The following is a 15,468-nucleotide window of genomic DNA, read 5'->3' on the forward strand; positions in this document are numbered from 1 at the left end:
CCGACGGCCGCATCGTCGACGAACTCCACAACCCCACCGCCGACACCGTCCTGGACCGCATGCGCCGCTTCGACGCCAAGGGCCGCACCAGCTGACCTTCCGGCAACCGAACGCCCGCACTTGAACCCAGGACACCTCATGTATCGCACCGCACTGCGCAACGTGCTGGCCCACAAGGGCCGACTGCTGATGACGGCCCTGGCCGTCATGCTGGGCACCGCCTTCGTGGCGGGCACCATGGTCTTCTCCGACACCTTCGGCAAGGCCATGCGGGACAGCAACTCCAAGAGCTACTCGGACGTCTCGGTCCAGGTCGTGGACAACGCGGCCGGCTCCCGCGTCTCGGCCAAGGAGAAGAGCGAGAGCGGCTCCGCCACGCTCACCGACGCCAGCGTCCAGCAGTTCGCCGCGCTGCCGGGCACCGCCGGCGCCCGTGGCGTGGTCAGCGGCTTCACCGGCGTCGCCGACCGCAACGGCAACCTGGTCGGCCAGTTCTGGGCCGCCAGGGGCGCCAACTTCACCCCGGGCCAGGACGGCGGGGACACGCGCTACCCGATGGCCGAGGGCCGGGGGCCGGCGAACGGCAAGGAGATCGCGCTCGACCGCAAGACCGCCGACAAGGCCGGTTACAAGGTCGGCGACACCGTCCGGGTGGCCGCCAACGGGCCGGTCATCGAGGCGAAGCTCACCGGGATCTTCACCACCGCCGACCCGGTGGTGAACTCCGGCGGCACGCTCACCCTGTTCGACCGCGCCACCGCCCAGCAGCTGCTCCTGGAGCCGGGCCGCTACAGCAGCATCGTGCTCACCGCCAAGCCCGGCACCACCGAGGACGCGCTGCTCGCCCAGGTCCAGCCCACGGTGCCGGCCGGCAGCCAGTTCGACGTCGAGACCGGGGCCAAGCTCAAGGCCGACGAGCAGAAGCAGATCGCCGAGGGCACCAACACCCTGCGCACCGTGCTGCTCGCGTTCGCCGGCATCTCGCTCTTCGTCGGCATCTTCATCATCGCGAACACCTTCACCATGCTGGTCGCCCAGCGCACCAAGGAACTCGCGCTGCTGCGGGCGATCGGCGCCAGCCGCAAGCAGGTCACCCGCTCCGTCCTGGTGGAGGCGCTGGCGATCGGTGTCGTCTCCGCCGTCGCCGGTCTGCTCGCGGGCGTCGGGATCGGCGCCGGGCTGCAGTCCCTCATGAGCACGCTGAACGCGGACATGCCGCAGGGCTCGCTGGTGATCAAGCCGCTCACCATCGGCGTGACCCTGCTGGTCGGTGTCCTGGTGACGGTGCTGTCGGCCCTGCTGCCGGCCATGCGCGCCTCCCGGATCGCCCCGGTGGCCGCGATGAGCAACGGCGACCAGCCGGTCAGTCAGAAGAGCCTGGTGGTCCGCAACACGATCGGCTCCCTCCTCGCCGCCGGCGGTCTCGCGCTGATCGGCTTCGGCGCCTCGACCGGCAACGACACCGGCCGGATGCCGGTCGCGATCGGCGCCTTCCTGGCCCTGATCGGCGTGTTCGTCCTGCTGCCGCTGCTCTCCCGTCCGGTCATCGCCCTGGTCGGCCCGGTGCTGCACAAGCTGGCCGGCACCCCGGGCAAGCTGGCCCAGCAGAACGCCGTGCGCAACCCCCGCCGCACCGCCTCCACCGCCGCCGCGCTCACCATCGGCTTGACCCTGGTCACCGGCCTCACCGTGCTGGGCGCCTCGGTCACCGGCGTGATCGACCGGGCCATCACCGACTCGATGAAGGCCGACTACCTGGTCGGCACCGCCAACGGGATGGGCCTGTCCGACCAGGTGCCCGGCGAGATCGCCAAGGCCCCCGGGGTGGCGGCCTCCTCGCCGCTCACCTCCGTCTACTGGAAGCTCGACGGCACCAGCAAGGCGATCAGCGGCCTGAACGCGGACAGCTTCGACCAGCTCGCCTCGGTCAAGCTGACCAGCGGCTCCACCGCCGCCCTCGGCCAGGGCCGGCTCCTGGTGGACCAGGACGTCGCCACGAAGTTCAACGTCACCACGGGCTCGACCATGGCCGTGACCTTCCCGGACAAGTCCACCGGGCAGCTCACCGTCGGCGGCGTGTACGAGAAGGGCGGCATGCTCGGCCCGGTCGTCCTGGCCAACGGCGAGATCCTCAAGCACGAGCCGAAGGCACAGGTCACCGACGTCCTGGTCAAGGGCAAGGACGGCGCCACCGACGCGCTCAAGCAGTCCCTCAAGGACGCCACCGGTGCCAACCCGGTGATCGAGGTCAAGTCCAAGCAGGACGTCCGGGACCGCTTCAGCCAGTCCATCACCTTCATCCTGAACCTGATGTACGGCCTGCTGGCGATGTCCGTGCTGGTCGCGGTCCTCGGCGTGATCAACACGCTGGCGATGTCGGTCTTCGAGCGCAAGCGCGAGATCGGCATGCTGCGGGCGATCGGCCTGGACCGCCGGGGCATCAAGCGGATGGTCCGTCTGGAGTCCGTGGTGATCTCGCTGTTCGGCGCCGGGATCGGCGTGCTGCTCGGCTGCTTCATCGCCTGGGCCGTCAACGGCACCCTGAAGTCCAGCCTGGCCGGGCTCACCACGGTCGTGCCGTACGGCCAGCTGGCGCTCTTCCTGCTCCTTGCCGGACTGGTCGGCCTGGTGGCCGCGATCTGGCCGGCCCGCCGGGCGTCCAAGCTGGACATCCTGGAGAGCATCAAGACCGACTGACGGCCAGTCCGGGAACGCGGAAGGCCCCTGCCGGAGGGTTCGGCAGGGGCCTTCCAACTTCTGTACTCCGCCCGGTCGCACGGCCGGCTGAGCACCACGGAGGTCGTGGTCCGGCGACACTGCCGGGCGGAGGGCCTCCGACTCATACCCCGGTGCTCCCACACCGGGGTCTCAGTCGCTTACTTGCTCGCGAGTTCCTTCTCGGCGGCCGGCTTGGCGGCCTCCACGGGCTTCGTGGGCGGGGTGACCTCCTGGATGGGCAGGTACGGCTGCTCCATCTGGGACAGGCCGACCATCTCGCGCTTCAGGAAGACGGCGAGGGTCCAGTCGGTGAAGACGCGGACCTTGCGGTTGAAGGTCGGCACCATGGCGCCGTGGTACGCGCGGTGGAACCACCAGGCGAGGCGGCCCTTCAGCTTGAACTTGCCGAAGAGGATCGCGACACCCTTGTGCAGGCCCAGACCGGCGACCGCACCGAGGTTCTTGTGCTTGTACTCCTTCTGCGGGAAGCCGCGCATGCCGGAGATCACGTTGTCGCCGAGGACGACGGCCTGGCGGCAGGCGTGCTGCGCGTTCGGCGGGCACCAGGCGCCCTCGCCGGCGGCGAGGTCCGGCACCTGGGCGTTGTCGCCGGCGGACCAGACGTAGTCGAAGCCCTGGACCTGGAGGGTCGGCGCCGTGTCGACGTGGCCGCGCGGGCCCAGCGGCAGGCCGAAGTGGGCCAGCACCGGGTTCGGCTTCACGCCGGCCGTCCACACGATGGTGGAGGCGTCCATCTCCATGCCGTTCTTCAGCACGACGTGGCCGTCGACGCAGGAGTCCATGGAGGTCTCGATGTAGACCTCGATGTTGCGCTCGCCGAGCTTCTCCTTGGTCCACAGACCGAGGTCCGGGCCCATCTCGGGGAGGATGCGGTTGGCCGCCTCCACCAGGATGAAGCGCATGTCGTCGCGGCTGACGGTCTTGTAGATCTTGGCGGCGTCGCGCGCCATGTCCTCGACCTCGGCGATCGTCTCGACGCCGGCGAAGCCGCCGCCGATGACGACGAAGGTCAGGGCCTTGCGCCGGATCGCCTCGTCCGTGGTGGACTCGGCCTTGTCCAGCTGCGCCATGACGTGGTTGCGGAGGGCGATGGCCTCCTCAACCGTCTTCATGCCGATGCCGTTCTCCGCCAGACCCGGGATCGGGAAGGTGCGGGAGACCGAGCCGGTCGCGACGACGAGGTAGTCGAAGGGCAGCTCGTAGGAGTCGCCGGCCGCGGGCGCGATGGTGGCGACCTTGCGGGCGTGGTCCACAGCGGTCACGTGACCGGTGAGCACCTCCGCCTTCTTGAGGGCGCTGCGCAGGGGCGCGACGAGGTTGCGGGGCGCGACGTTGCCGCCGGCCGCCTCGGGGAGGAAGGGCAGGTACGTCATGTACGACCGCGGGTCGACGACCGTGACGGTCGCTTCGCCGTAACGCATCTTCTTGAGGATGCGCATCGCGGCATACAGGCCGACGTAACCACCGCCGACAATGAGGATGCGAGGACGCTCCGTGGTGCTCATATCCGAAAGTATCCAGCACCGTCCGGAGCAGCCTTCGTGAGCCCGGTCACAAGCGGATGGACACCCCGTGCTACACTGCGCGGCCACAAAACGGCCTCCTCGGGGACACCTCACCGCACCCGCGGGCACCCCGTGAGCACCCGGGGTCACACCACCCTGCTGAGCAGCAACGATCCGTACAGCACCCGGGTTCCCGCTTGTGATTTCGATTTTCAAACCTCAAGCGAGGCCTGACCTGCGATCCAACGGGCGACGCGCGGTGGCAGCCTTCGGTCCCACAATTCGGACGTAGCGGACGAGCGGGTGCGACGAATGACTGGATCGCCATGTGAAGAAATTCACGAACTTTTCCGCCCGTGCCCGGGCGCGCCCCGGCCCCGGCCCCCCGTTCGGGGTTCCGGAGCCGGTCGGGTAAGGCCCGCAACGGGTCAGGAGGCGATACTCCAGGCGATGCCGTCCAGGATGTCGTGCTCGCTCACGACGACCTCGGCGGCGCCGGTGCGCTCCATGATCTCCAGCAGCTCCAGCGCCCCGGCCGCGATCACGTCCACCCGGCCCGGGTGCATCGACGGGATCGCAGCGCGCTCGGCGTGGGTGGCGGCCAGCAGCTCGCGGGCGATCTCCGCGACCCGCTCCCGGCCGATCCGCGAGTGGTGGATCACCGCCGAGTCGTAGGCCGGCAGGTCCAGGGCGATCGCGGACACCGTTGTGACCGTCCCGGCGAGGCCCACCAGGGTGGCCGCGCCGGTCAGCGGGACGGCCTCCTCGGCCTTGTCCAGCTCGGCCCGCACGTGCGCCCTGGCCTCGGCGATCTGCTCCGCGGTGGGCAGCTCGGCGCCGCCGAAGTGCCGCTCGGTCAGCCGGACGCAGCCGATGTCCACCGAGCGCGCGGCCTGGACGTCGTCCGTGCCGAGCACGAACTCGGTCGAGCCGCCGCCGAGGTCGAACACCAGGTACGGCGCGGCGAACTGACCGCCGGTCAGCTCCTTGGTGGCGCCGACGAAGGACAGGTGCGCCTCCTCCTCGCCGCTGACCACCTCGGGCTCGACGCCGAGGATCTCGCGCACGCCCTTGACGTACTCGTCGCTGTTCTCGGCGTCCCGGGAGGCGCTGGTGGCGACGAAGCGGATGCGCTCCGGGCCGACCCCGAAGCCGTCGACGACCTCCCGGTACTCCCGGCAGGCCGCGAAGGTGCGGGCCAGCGCGTCCGGGTGCAGCCGGCCGGTGCGGTCCACGCCCTGGCCCAGCCGGTTGACGATCATCCGGCGGTCCAGGTCGGTGATCCCACCGGTCGCCGGGTCCAGGTCGGCGACCAGCAGCCGGATCGAGTTGGTGCCGCAGTCGATCGCGGCCACGCGGGTCGTGCTCACTCGGACTCCCGCGCCTCGGCCTCGTCGGCGGCGCGCTTCTTCGCGGCGCGCTCGGCGGTCTTCTGCTCCTTGGCGGCGATGACGGCCTCGTGGTCCTGGTCCTTGGCCCGGTTGCGCAGGACCCGCTCGCCGGCCGCCTCGACCTCGGCCGGGGAGACGCACGGGCCCTTGGCCCACCAGTCCTCCAGCATGCCGATCGCCTCGTCACCGAGCGGGTTGACGCCCTCTCCGGCGGCCAGCGAGTGGCCGACCAGCACGTGCAGGCACTTGACCCGGTCCGGCATGCCGCCGGCGCTCGGGAAGCCCTCCAGCACCTCGATGGCGTCGCGCCGGGCGATGTAGTCCTCGTGCGCCTTCTGGTACGCGGCCGCCAGCTCCGGGTCCTCGGCCAGCCGGGCGGTCTGCTCCTTCATCACGCCGTCCGCCTCCAGGGTGCCGATCAGCGAGGCGGCCTTGGGGCAGGTCAGGTAGTAGAGCGTCGGGAACGGCGTGCCGTCGGGCAGCCGCGGGGCCGTCTCGACGACGTCCGGGTTGCCGCACGGGCAGCGGTGGGCCACGCCGCGCAGGCCGCGCGGGACCCGGCCCAGCTGGGCGGCGATGGCGGCGACGTCGGCGTCGGAGACGGCGGGGTGGTTCTCAGTGGTCATGGGGGGAGGGGTCTCCAGCGGGGGACGGTGGGAGGGGACGGGTCGACGGCGCGATGGGGGCCAGGGCCGCGGTGTCGGCGGCGTCCACCGAGTCCCAGACGCTGGAGTACCAGGGCTTGGCGGCCTTCACCGCGCCGCCGGCCGTGCCGTCGGAGGGGGCGGGCGGGGCGGCGGAGGACTGGGCGGCGCCCGCTCCGGCCGGATCCACCGCGATGTACGGGGTCTCCCCCGGCATCGCGTAGTGCAGCCGGGCACGGGCCTGCGCCTTGACGTACTCCGGGTCCTGCCAGCGGGCCTTGTCCCGGCGCAGCTGCTCGACCTGCTGCCGGGCGTGCTCGGCCTTCGCCCGCTGGGCGGAGATCTCGGCGCGCTGGGAGATGAACTGCCGCGTCGGGTAGGCGAGGATCGCCACCAGCGAGCAGAGCACCAGGACGAGGACGGTCGCCCGGCTCGTGAAGCGAGGACGGGCCGCCAAGCCCGGGATCCTCCAGCCAGCCATCTCCCGTTCCCCTCCTGGTCGCGACGGTGCCCCGCCGTCCACCCTACGGGGTGAACGGCGGGGCACCGGTCAGGCGTGCACCACCGGAGGTGTTCAGCCCTCGTGCTCGCTGTGCGTACTACTCCGCCGAGCGGCTGTGCTCATTGCTCCGCGGAGCGACCGTGCTGATTACTCCGCAGAGCGTGATTACTCCGCGGAGCGGAAGCGCGGGAAGGCGCCGCGGCCGGCGTACTCGGCGGCGTCGTCGAGGATCTCCTCGATGCGCAGCAGCTGGTTGTACTTGGCGACGCGCTCGGAGCGGGCCGGGGCGCCGGTCTTGATCTGGCCGCAGTTGGTGGCGACGGCCAGGTCGGCGATGGTGACGTCCTCGGTCTCGCCGGAGCGGTGCGACATCATGCAGCGGTAGCCGTTGCGCTGGGCCAGCTCGACGGCGTCCAGGGTCTCGGTCAGCGAGCCGATCTGGTTGACCTTCACCAGCAGCGCGTTGGCGGTGCCGGTCTCGATGCCCTTGGCCAGGCGGGCCGGGTTGGTGACGAACAGGTCGTCGCCGACCAGCTGGACCTTGTCGCCCAGCTTGACGGTCATGGCCTTCCAGCCGTCCCAGTCCGACTCGTCCAGCGGGTCCTCGATGGAGACCAGCGGGTAGGCGGCGACGAGCCCGGCGTAGTACTCGATGAGCTCCGCGGCCGAGAGGGCCTTGCCCTCGAACTGGTAGGCGCCGTCCTGGTAGAACTCGGAGGCGGCGACGTCCAGGGCCAGCGCGATGTCGCGGCCGGGCACGTAGCCGGCCTTCTGGATGGCCTCGGTGATGAGGTCCAGGGCCTCGCGGTTGCTGTCCAGGTTCGGCGCGAAGCCGCCCTCGTCGCCGAGGCCGGTGGACAGGCCGCGCTCCTTCAGGACGCCCTTGAGGGTGTGGTAGACCTCGACGCCCCAGCGGACGGCCTCGGAGAAGGACTCCGCGCCGATCGGGGCGATCATGAACTCCTGGATGTCGACGTTGGAGTCCGCGTGCGAGCCGCCGTTGAGGATGTTCATCATCGGGACCGGCAGGACGTGCGCGTTCGGGCCGCCCAGGTAGCGGAACAGCGGCAGGTCGCTCGCCTCGGAGGCGGCGTGCGCGACGGCCAGCGAGACGCCCAGGATGGCGTTGGCGCCGAGCGAGGACTTGTCCGGGGTGGCGTCCAGGTCGAGCATGGCCTGGTCGATCAGGCGCTGCTCGGTGGCGTCGTAGCCGACCAGCTCCGGGCCGATCTGCTCGATGACGGCCAGGACGGCCTTCTCCACGCCCTTGCCGAAGTAGCGGTTCTTGTCACCGTCGCGGAGCTCCAGCGCCTCGAAGGCGCCGGTGGAGGCACCCGACGGGACAGCGGCACGACCGGTGCTGCCGTCGTCGAGGCCGACCTCGACCTCGACCGTGGGGTTGCCACGCGAGTCGAGGATCTCACGGGCTACGACGACATCGATGGACGGCACGAGGCATCTCCTTGCGGAAGCAGGGTCCCGCTGACCAGTGGTGCGGCCGGCGGGATGATTGCGGAGTCGTTACGACCAGAGCCTAACCGCACGTGGTCCCGGGGCCACGCCGACCTCGGTCCCGTCTCAGCGTGTGGCCGGGCTACTTACCGGTAGTTCACCTGGGCTCCCCGGGAAAAGGGGCGGAAGCGGACGAAGGGGGCCGATCCGGGGTCGGCCCCCTCCGTGGCGTGTCGCACCGGTTCCGGCCGGCGTCAGCCGAGGTGCAGCACCTGGCCGGGCAGGATCAGGTTCGGGTCGCCGCCGACGGTGCCGCGGTTGCCGTCGTAGACCGACTGCCAGCCGCCGTGCACACCCTGGGCGGACGCGATGCTCGACAGCGTGTCACCGGCGTGGACGGTGTAGTCGTGGCCGCCCTGCGGGGCGACGGCGGCGCGGGGGGCTTGCTGCTGCGGCTGGGCGTACTGCTGCTGGACCTGCTGCTGGGCGTACTGCTGCTGGGCGGCCTGCTGCTGGGCCTGGCCCGCGTACTGCTGGTAGACGCCCTGGTGGCTGGTCCAGTACCAGGTGCCATTGTTCTGGTACCAGTACACCTTCGCGTCGGCGTCCCAGCCGGCCTTGCCGGAGAAGCCCGGGGCCTGCGGCTGCTGCTGGGCCTGCTGCGTGTGCTGCTGGTACTGCTGCTGGGCGGGCTTCTGAGCCGGCTTCGGCTGGGCCGGCTTCGCCGCGGGCTGCTGCTGCACCGGCTGGGAGTGCTGCTGCGCGGCGGGCTTGGCGTCGGAGGTGTCGACGGCGGCGGGGGCGCCGCCCTTCGACAGGCCGGCCTTCTTCGAGCAGACCGGCCAGGCGCCCGGACCCTGCGAGGCCAGGACCTTCTCGGCCACCGCGATCTGCTGGCCCTTGGAGGCCTGGTTGGCCTGCGCCGCGTACGCGGTGCCGCCGAAGGCCTTCCAGGTGCTGGAGGTGAACTGCAGGCCGCCGTAGAAGCCGTTGCCGGTGTTGATGCCCCAGTCGCCGCCGCTCTCGCACTGGGCGACGGAGTCCCAGGCGGAGGCCGGGGCGGCGGAGGCGCCGGTGGCGGTGAGGATCGGCATCGCGAGTCCGACGCCGGCCACTCCGGCGACGGCGATGGCCTTCTCGGTCTGGGTGCGACGGCGGTGACGACCGGTTCCAACGAACAGCATGAAGGGGTCCCTCTCCGCACGCCTGCGAGGTGAGCTGTCGGGTTCGGACCGGGAGGTGGCCCGGCCGCCGTCTGCGGAAACGATTCCGCTCGGGCGGCTTCACCCCAAGCCGTGGAGGAACGGCAACAAACCTGGTTCCCCCGCCCCTGCCCAGGGTTCTGGTCGGTTTCCCGTGGCGCGGCGGGCAGGACTCGGCGTTCCGCACTCGGGGTCCGCAGCTGCGAACTCCAGGGAGAGTAGACAGATCCTCAGACCAATCACAAGCTCATATCGCAGACATCACACAGAAATTACGGCACGTGGTCGATCGCCTACCAACGGCGGTTGTTTGTCCGGATTGATGGGTGTTCATACGGCCGATCCGTACCGGTTCGCGACGTCCCGTCAGTGTGTCGGAGCGTCGGGAAGCGCGTGCGGTGAACGGCTCTCGGGACTGAATTCGACCGGAAGTTCGCGCAATCCGCGCATGATCAGGCCACCGCGCCACCGCAGGTTCTCCGGGCTTTCCGCCAGCGCGATATCGGGCAGCCGGGACAACAGCGTGGCCAGCGCCGACCGGCCTTCGAGCCTGGCCAGCGGGGCGCCGATGCAGTAGTGGATGCCGTGCCCGAAACCCAGGTGCGGGTTGTCCGCCCGGGCCAGGTCCAGGGTGTTCTCGTCCGAGAACCTGGCCGGATCCCGGTCCGCCGCCGCCAGCACCACGAGCACCGGGTCGCCGACCGGGATGTCCACCCCGCCGATGGTCAGCGGGTGGGTCGCGAACCGCCACGTCGCCAGCTCCACCGGACCGTCGTAGCGCAGGAGTTCCTCGATCCCGGTCTCCAGCAGCGCCGTCTCGCCCCGCGCCACCGACTCCTGCAGCAGGCGGCGCTGCTCCGGGTTGCGCAGCAGCGCGTACGTCCCGTTGCCGATCAGGTTGACGGTCGTCTCGAAGCCGGCGAACAGGAGGATGAACGCCATCGCGGCGGCCTCGTTCTCGGTGAGGTGCTCGCCGTGGTCGCTCGCCCGGATCAGGCCCGAGATCAGGTCGTCCCCGAGGTCCGCCCGCTTGCGGTGGATCAGCTCCAGCAGGTACGCCCGCATCCGCTTCACCGCCCGCCCCACGCCGCCGCGTTGGCCGCCCCCGTGGCGGATCATCATGCCGGCCCAGTCACGGAAGTCGTCCTGGTCCTCGGCCGGCACGCCGAGCATGTCGCAGATCGCGTAGATGGGGAGCGGGAACGCGAACTCGTGGATGAGGTCCGCCGAACCGCGCTGCGCGAAGCCGTCGATCAGGCGGTCGGTGAGCTGCTGCACCCGCGGCTCGAACTCGGCCACCCGGCGCGGCGTGAACGCCTTCGACACCAGGCGGCGCAGCCGGGTGTGGTCCGGCGGGTCGATGTTCAGCAGGTGCGTCATCAGGTCCGCCTGCCGCTCCCCCGGGATCCCGACCCGGCCGGTGCGGTGCGCCTGCTCGCTGTGGTGCGCCGGGTTCTTCGACAGCCGGCCGTCCGCCAGCGCCTGCCGCGCGTCCGCGTACCGCGTCACCAGCCAGGCGTCCACCCCGCTCGGCAGCGTGGTGCGGTGCACCGGGGCGTGCTCGCGCAGCCACGCGTACGCCGGGTACGGGTCGGCGGCGAACTCCCACGTGAAGAGCGGCGGGCGGGCGGCGTCGGGCTGAACTGGCATGGGACGACCGTATCCGGTGGGTCGGGGGCACCCCGCCATCTACGGTGAGTGACCGGATCGTCAACGACCCGCGGACCGTTCCTCAACGCCCCGCGAACGGCCCGTGGACAGTGCGTGGACGGGTTTTGGACAGCTCTTGGACGGTGGGCAGGCGTGAGCCTGGTCACCTGAGGGGTAACCCCTGTTGCGGAGGGTCAGGACCTGCCTACGATCCTCGGCAGAAATCGTGGGCGTCAGTGCGGACCGCCCACAGGGAGGAGCGCACCATGCGGGTCACCGGGGCAGTCGTCGTCATCGCGGTACTCGACGGCGGGTCGGGAGCCGACCTCGCCCGCCGGTTCACCGCGGCCGGCGCCGCCGGAGTGCTGATCGCCGACCAGCGGGCCGGCGTCGCCGAGGACCTCGCCGGCGAACTCGACCGGCCCGGCTGCCCCGTCGTCGGCGTCGGCGGGGACGTCCGCCGCCCCAGCGACGTCGCCGCGCTCGTCGACACCGCCGAGAAGCACCTCGGGCCGATCGACCTGTTCTGCGTCGCCGGCCCGGACGGCGAGCGGATCATCTCCCTCGCCGACCTTCCCGACCATCTCGGCCTGGAGCGCCTCGCCGAACTCGTCGCCCTCGTCGGCGAGGCCATCGGCGAGGTCGTCCTGCCCCAGCCGCGGACCACCGTCCAGGACGCGGTGACGGCGGCCTGAGGCCCTTCCCCTTCCCCCGCGTCTACTCCGGCTTGAGGCCCTCGGCCTCGCGGACCGCGTCCCGGTAGGCGCGCGCCGCCGCGCGCAGCGCCGCGTCCACGTCCACCCCCGCGTCGTGCGCCCGCTGCGCCACGGCCAGCAGCAGCCTGCCCGCGGACTCCTCCGTGAGCTCCGCGGGCAGCTCGTACGACTCGTCCGGCACGCCCTCGAACCCGGCCCGGCGCACCCGCGACACCAGCTTCGCCGCGTACGCGAGCGACGGCAGCCCGGCCGGCACGCCGTCCAGCACCGACTCGCGGTCCGCCTTCTCGGCCGCCTTCAGCTGCTCCCAGTTCGCCTCGACCTCGGCGGCGCCCTCCGCCTCGACGTCCCCGAACACGTGCGGGTGCCGGTACATCAGCTTCTCGACCAGGTCACCGGCCACGTCGTCGATCGAGAAGGCGTCGGTCGGGTGCTCCTCGGCGATCCGCGAGTGGAAGAACACCTGGAGCAGGACGTCCCCCAGCTCCTCGCGCAGCGTCTCCCGGTCCCCCTCCTCGATCGCCTCGACCAGCTCGTACGCCTCCTCGACCAGGTACTTCACCAGGCTCGCGTGCGTCTGCTCGGCGTCCCACGGGCAGCCGTCCGGCGAGCGCAGCCGGTCCATCACCGAGACCAGGTCCAGCAGGCGGGCGCCGGGCAGGTCGTACGACCCCGGCAGCACCTCGATCTCCGGCACCTCCCCCGCGTGCTCCACGGCCAGGCGCGCCAGCGCCGCGGTGAGGCCCGGGTCCCCGTCGGGGCTGCCCAGCCACACCGTGGGGGCCCGGCCGGCGGGCTCCTCGGTCAGCAGCCGCGCCAGCGCCGGCGCCGAGGCCGGCTCCACGATCTCCACGTCCACCCCGGCCTGCCGCACCGCGGCCACCTGCGGATGCCCGGCGTCCCCCGCCAGCACCCGCCCCGCCGACCGCAACGCCTCCCATGCCGGCCACGCCAGCAGCCCGGGGGCCACCCGGTGGGTGGTGGTGAGCAGGATCAACTTCGCGCCCGGAGTATTCGTCGTCACACCCCGAACCTACCCGCCCCGGCCCCCTGCCCGACCAGCAGAACCCGATCCGGACCACCGTCCCGCGGATCTCCGGGAAGTCGCCCCCGGCGTCTCGCCTCGGTACAGGGCTTCGCGTCTCACACTGGACTCGAAGGCCAGGCACACGAAGTCGGGCAGGGCGACTCCCCACGCGCCCCGCACAAGAAGTCGGCCCCGCCGACCTCCCGCACCATCGGGCCTCGCGCAACGCCGCTTCCCCGCATCCGGGGCCCTGCGCAGAAAGTCGGCCCCATCGACTTCCTACGCCGCAGCCCGAAACGAGGCTCCGCACAGGAAGTCGGCCGGGCCGACATCCGGCACACCCCGCCATCCCCGGACGCGGGCCTCCACAGGAAGTCGGCACCATCGACTTCCTACAGCGCGGCCCAGTGGGCGGGGGCGATGCCGCCGACCTCTCACGTGGAGGTGGACGCCAGGAAACGGAAACGTACGAAGTCGGCCCCATCGACTTCCTACGGCGCAGCCCAGCGGGCGGGGGCGATGCCGCCGGCCTCCCACGCTGAGGTGGACGCCAGAAGACCGAAGCACAGGAAGTCGGCCCCAACGACTTCCTACGGCGCAGCCCAGCAGGCGGGGGTGATGCCGTCGGCCTCTCACGCTGAGGCGAAGGCCAGGCACGGAAGCACAGGAAGTCGGCCCCAACGACTTCCTACGGCGCAGCCCAGCCGACGGGGGCGATGCCGCCGGCCTCTCACGCTGAGGCGAAGGCCAGGCACGGAAGCACAGGAAGTCGGCCCCAACGACTTCCTACGGCGCGGCCCAGCGTTCGGCGGGATGGGGGGTGAGGCTCAGCGGGTGGTGCGGTGGGGTTGGAGGGTGTTCAGGGAGTGGCGGAGGCGGCGGACGGCGGGGTGGTGGGGGCCCTCGCGGCGTTCGCGTTCGAAGAGGAGCTGGAGGAGCCACTGCCAGGCGTTCTCGGCGTCTCCCGCGGCGGCGAGCCGGAGGCCGATGCGTTCGCGGAGGTCGAAGGCGCGTTCCGGGTCGGGGTCGTGGGCCGCCGTCGCGAGGAGGGACTGGTACTCGGCCATCGCCTCCGCGCCCTGCCCGAGGTGGTCGAGGCAGATCGCCGCGCGGTAGCGGTGGTCAAGGGCCTGGGGTCCGAACGGGCCGCCCTCGGCGGTGGCGGCGAGGCGGCGGTACTCGGGGAGGGCCTGCGCGTGGTGTCCCTCCTGGAGGAGGGTGCGGGCGTAGATGGTGCGGATCGTCCGTACGAGCGGCGCGCCGTCGCCGAGTTCGGCCTCGGCGCGGGGCAGTAGCCGGGCGGCGAGGCCGAGGACCTCGGTGTGGCGGCCGGCGTCGACGAGGTCGGAGAGCCGTCCGCACTCCGCGCCGAGGTCCGGGGCGGACGGGACGGCAGGGACGAACGGGACCACCGGCGGCACCGCCGGCGGCGGCGGGGTCGCCGGCGCCTGCGGCACCGGCACAGACACCGGCACCGGCCGCTGCTGCACCGGCCCGGCGGCCGACGGCTGCGGCTGGTGCGGGAAGCGGTACGGCCGGGTGGGGTCGGGCAGCGGCGCGTACCGCGGTTGGGCGGCCGCCTCGGGCGCGGGCAGCAGCGGGAGCAACCGCCCGTACACCTGCCGGGCGTCGGCGGGACGGTCGGCGGGCTGCTTGGCGAGCAGGTCGAGGACGAGGCGTTCGAGCGGCTGCGGTACGTCCGGCCGCAGGTCGCGCAGCGGGACCGGCGGCTCGTCCACGTGGCGCCGCAGCACGCCGAGCGCGGTCGGCGCGCGGAACGGCTCCTCGCCGGCGAGCATCTCGTGCAGGAGGCAGCCGAGCGCGTAGAGGTCGCTGCGCGGGTCGGTGGTGGTGGCCAGCGCCTGCTCGGGCGCCATGTAGGACGGACTGCCGATCGGCACGCCGGTGAGGGTGAGGCGGGTGGCGCCGGGGTCGAGGGCGGTGGCGATGCCGAGGTCCAGCAGGACCGTACGGCCGTCGTGGCGGACCATCACGTTGCTGGGCTTGAGGTCCCGGTGGACCACCGGTACGGCGTGGACGGCGGCCAGCGCGGCGCACAGCTGGGCGGCGACGGCGACCGCCCGCTCGATCGGGAACGGCGCGTCCTCGGCGATGAGGTCGGCGAGGCTCACCCCGGGGACGCGCTGCATGACGAGGTACAGCTCGCCCTCGTCCTCCCCGGCGTCGAAGACCGTGACCAGCCCGGGGTGGTCCAGCGCGGCCGTGACCCGGCACTCGCGCAGGAAGCGGCGGCGCAGCTCGTCGCCGTGGCGGCGTTGTTCGGTGCCCGTGGGGGCGGAGGTGGGACCGGCGGCCAGGAGGTGGTCGGTGCGGAGCAGCTTGACCGCGACCGGGCGGTCCAGGCGCTCGTCGTAGCCGCCCCACACCTGGCCCATGCCGCCGTGGCCGATCTTCTCGGCGAGGCGGTAGCGGCCCGCGATGACGCGGTCGACGGTCACGACCGGCCCTCGCGGGCCTGGCGGCGCAGGAGTTCACCGAGTTCGCGCAGGTCGTCGGCGGGCGACGGGGCGGTGTGGCCGGGCATGGTCGCGCCGTACGGGGCGGCGGGCGACGGGGCCGTGTGGCCGGGCGTGGTCGCGCCGTACGGGGCGGCGGGCGACGGGGCCGTGTGGCCGGGCG

The 15,468-nt window shown here is 72.1% G+C and carries 10 protein-coding genes, 3 pseudogenes and 1 riboswitch; of the genes and pseudogenes, 3 read left to right on the forward strand and 10 right to left on the reverse strand.

Annotated features, from left to right (window positions below):
• Positions 1–95, forward strand: a pseudogene (locus ACFVU9_RS40090) (ABC transporter ATP-binding protein); the annotation flags it as partial.
• A gap of 43 nt (positions 96–138) precedes the next feature.
• Positions 139–2,697, forward strand: coding sequence for an ABC transporter permease (locus ACFVU9_RS40095; protein WP_387602171.1), 2,559 nt, complete (start codon positions 139–141; stop codon positions 2,695–2,697).
• A 179-nt stretch (positions 2,698–2,876) separates the two neighbouring features.
• On the opposite strand, the gene ACFVU9_RS40100 is transcribed toward ACFVU9_RS40095, so the two are convergent.
• The 7 genes and pseudogenes from ACFVU9_RS40100 to ACFVU9_RS40130 form a co-directional block, all read right to left on the reverse strand.
• Positions 2,877–4,244, reverse strand: a complete 1,368-nt coding sequence (locus ACFVU9_RS40100; protein WP_359968203.1) for an NAD(P)/FAD-dependent oxidoreductase — start codon at positions 4,242–4,244, stop codon at positions 2,877–2,879.
• 428 nt (positions 4,245–4,672) lie between these two features.
• Positions 4,673–5,614, reverse strand: a complete 942-nt coding sequence (locus tag ACFVU9_RS40105; protein ID WP_387602174.1) for an exopolyphosphatase — start codon at positions 5,612–5,614, stop codon at positions 4,673–4,675.
• Between the two features lie 125 nt (positions 5,615–5,739).
• A pseudogene (locus ACFVU9_RS40110) lies at positions 5,740–6,279 on the reverse strand (DUF501 domain-containing protein); the annotation flags it as partial.
• Positions 6,251–6,736, reverse strand: coding sequence for a septum formation initiator family protein (locus tag ACFVU9_RS40115; protein ID WP_380446268.1), 486 nt, complete (start codon positions 6,734–6,736; stop codon positions 6,251–6,253). The pseudogene ACFVU9_RS40110 and the gene ACFVU9_RS40115, both read right to left, overlap by 29 nt.
• A gap of 210 nt (positions 6,737–6,946) precedes the next feature.
• Entirely contained in the window at positions 6,947–8,233 is a 1,287-nt protein-coding gene (gene eno / locus ACFVU9_RS40120) for a phosphopyruvate hydratase (RefSeq protein WP_380446267.1), read from the reverse strand.
• Between the two features lie 254 nt (positions 8,234–8,487).
• Positions 8,488–9,417 (reverse strand): transglycosylase family protein, encoded by a 930-nt coding sequence (locus tag ACFVU9_RS40125; RefSeq protein ID WP_380446266.1) that lies wholly within the window; start codon positions 9,415–9,417, stop codon positions 8,488–8,490.
• A 5-nt stretch (positions 9,418–9,422) separates the two neighbouring features.
• Positions 9,423–9,591, reverse strand: a riboswitch (cyclic di-AMP (ydaO/yuaA leader).
• Between the two features lie 210 nt (positions 9,592–9,801).
• Positions 9,802–11,085 (reverse strand): cytochrome P450, encoded by a 1,284-nt coding sequence (locus ACFVU9_RS40130; RefSeq protein WP_380446265.1) that lies wholly within the window; start codon positions 11,083–11,085, stop codon positions 9,802–9,804.
• A gap of 266 nt (positions 11,086–11,351) precedes the next feature.
• On the opposite strand from ACFVU9_RS40130, the gene ACFVU9_RS40135 reads away from it, so the two are divergent.
• Positions 11,352–11,780 (forward strand): SDR family NAD(P)-dependent oxidoreductase, encoded by a 429-nt coding sequence (locus ACFVU9_RS40135; protein ID WP_380508682.1) that lies wholly within the window; start codon positions 11,352–11,354, stop codon positions 11,778–11,780.
• Between the two features lie 22 nt (positions 11,781–11,802).
• On the opposite strand, the gene ACFVU9_RS40140 is transcribed toward ACFVU9_RS40135, so the two are convergent.
• From ACFVU9_RS40140 to ACFVU9_RS40150, 3 genes and pseudogenes are all read right to left on the reverse strand, one after another.
• A complete protein-coding gene (locus ACFVU9_RS40140; protein ID WP_387602180.1) occupies positions 11,803–12,825 on the reverse strand; it encodes a MazG family protein in 1,023 nt (340 codons plus the stop codon).
• 830 nt (positions 12,826–13,655) lie between these two features.
• Entirely contained in the window at positions 13,656–15,287 is a 1,632-nt protein-coding gene (locus ACFVU9_RS40145; protein WP_387602183.1) for a protein kinase, read from the reverse strand.
• Positions 15,284–15,468 (reverse strand): annotated as a pseudogene (locus ACFVU9_RS40150) (hypothetical protein); the annotation flags it as partial. The pseudogene ACFVU9_RS40150 and the gene ACFVU9_RS40145, both read right to left, overlap by 4 nt.

The sequence above is a fragment of the Kitasatospora sp. NPDC057936 genome (assembly GCF_042887525.1).
In the GTDB taxonomy this organism is placed as follows: domain Bacteria; phylum Actinomycetota; class Actinomycetes; order Streptomycetales; family Streptomycetaceae; genus Kitasatospora.

Coding starts and splice junctions, on each gene's coding strand:
- ACFVU9_RS40095 (WP_387602171.1), top strand. CDS start 139: ATGTATCGCACCGCACTGCGCAACGTGCTGGCCCACAAGGGCCGACTG.
- ACFVU9_RS40100 (WP_359968203.1), bottom strand. CDS start 4,244: ATGAGCACCACGGAGCGTCCTCGCATCCTCATTGTCGGCGGTGGTTAC.
- ACFVU9_RS40125 (WP_380446266.1), bottom strand. CDS start 9,417: ATGCTGTTCGTTGGAACCGGTCGTCACCGCCGTCGCACCCAGACCGAG.
- ACFVU9_RS40130 (WP_380446265.1), bottom strand. CDS start 11,085: ATGCCAGTTCAGCCCGACGCCGCCCGCCCGCCGCTCTTCACGTGGGAG.
- ACFVU9_RS40135 (WP_380508682.1), top strand. CDS start 11,352: ATGCGGGTCACCGGGGCAGTCGTCGTCATCGCGGTACTCGACGGCGGG.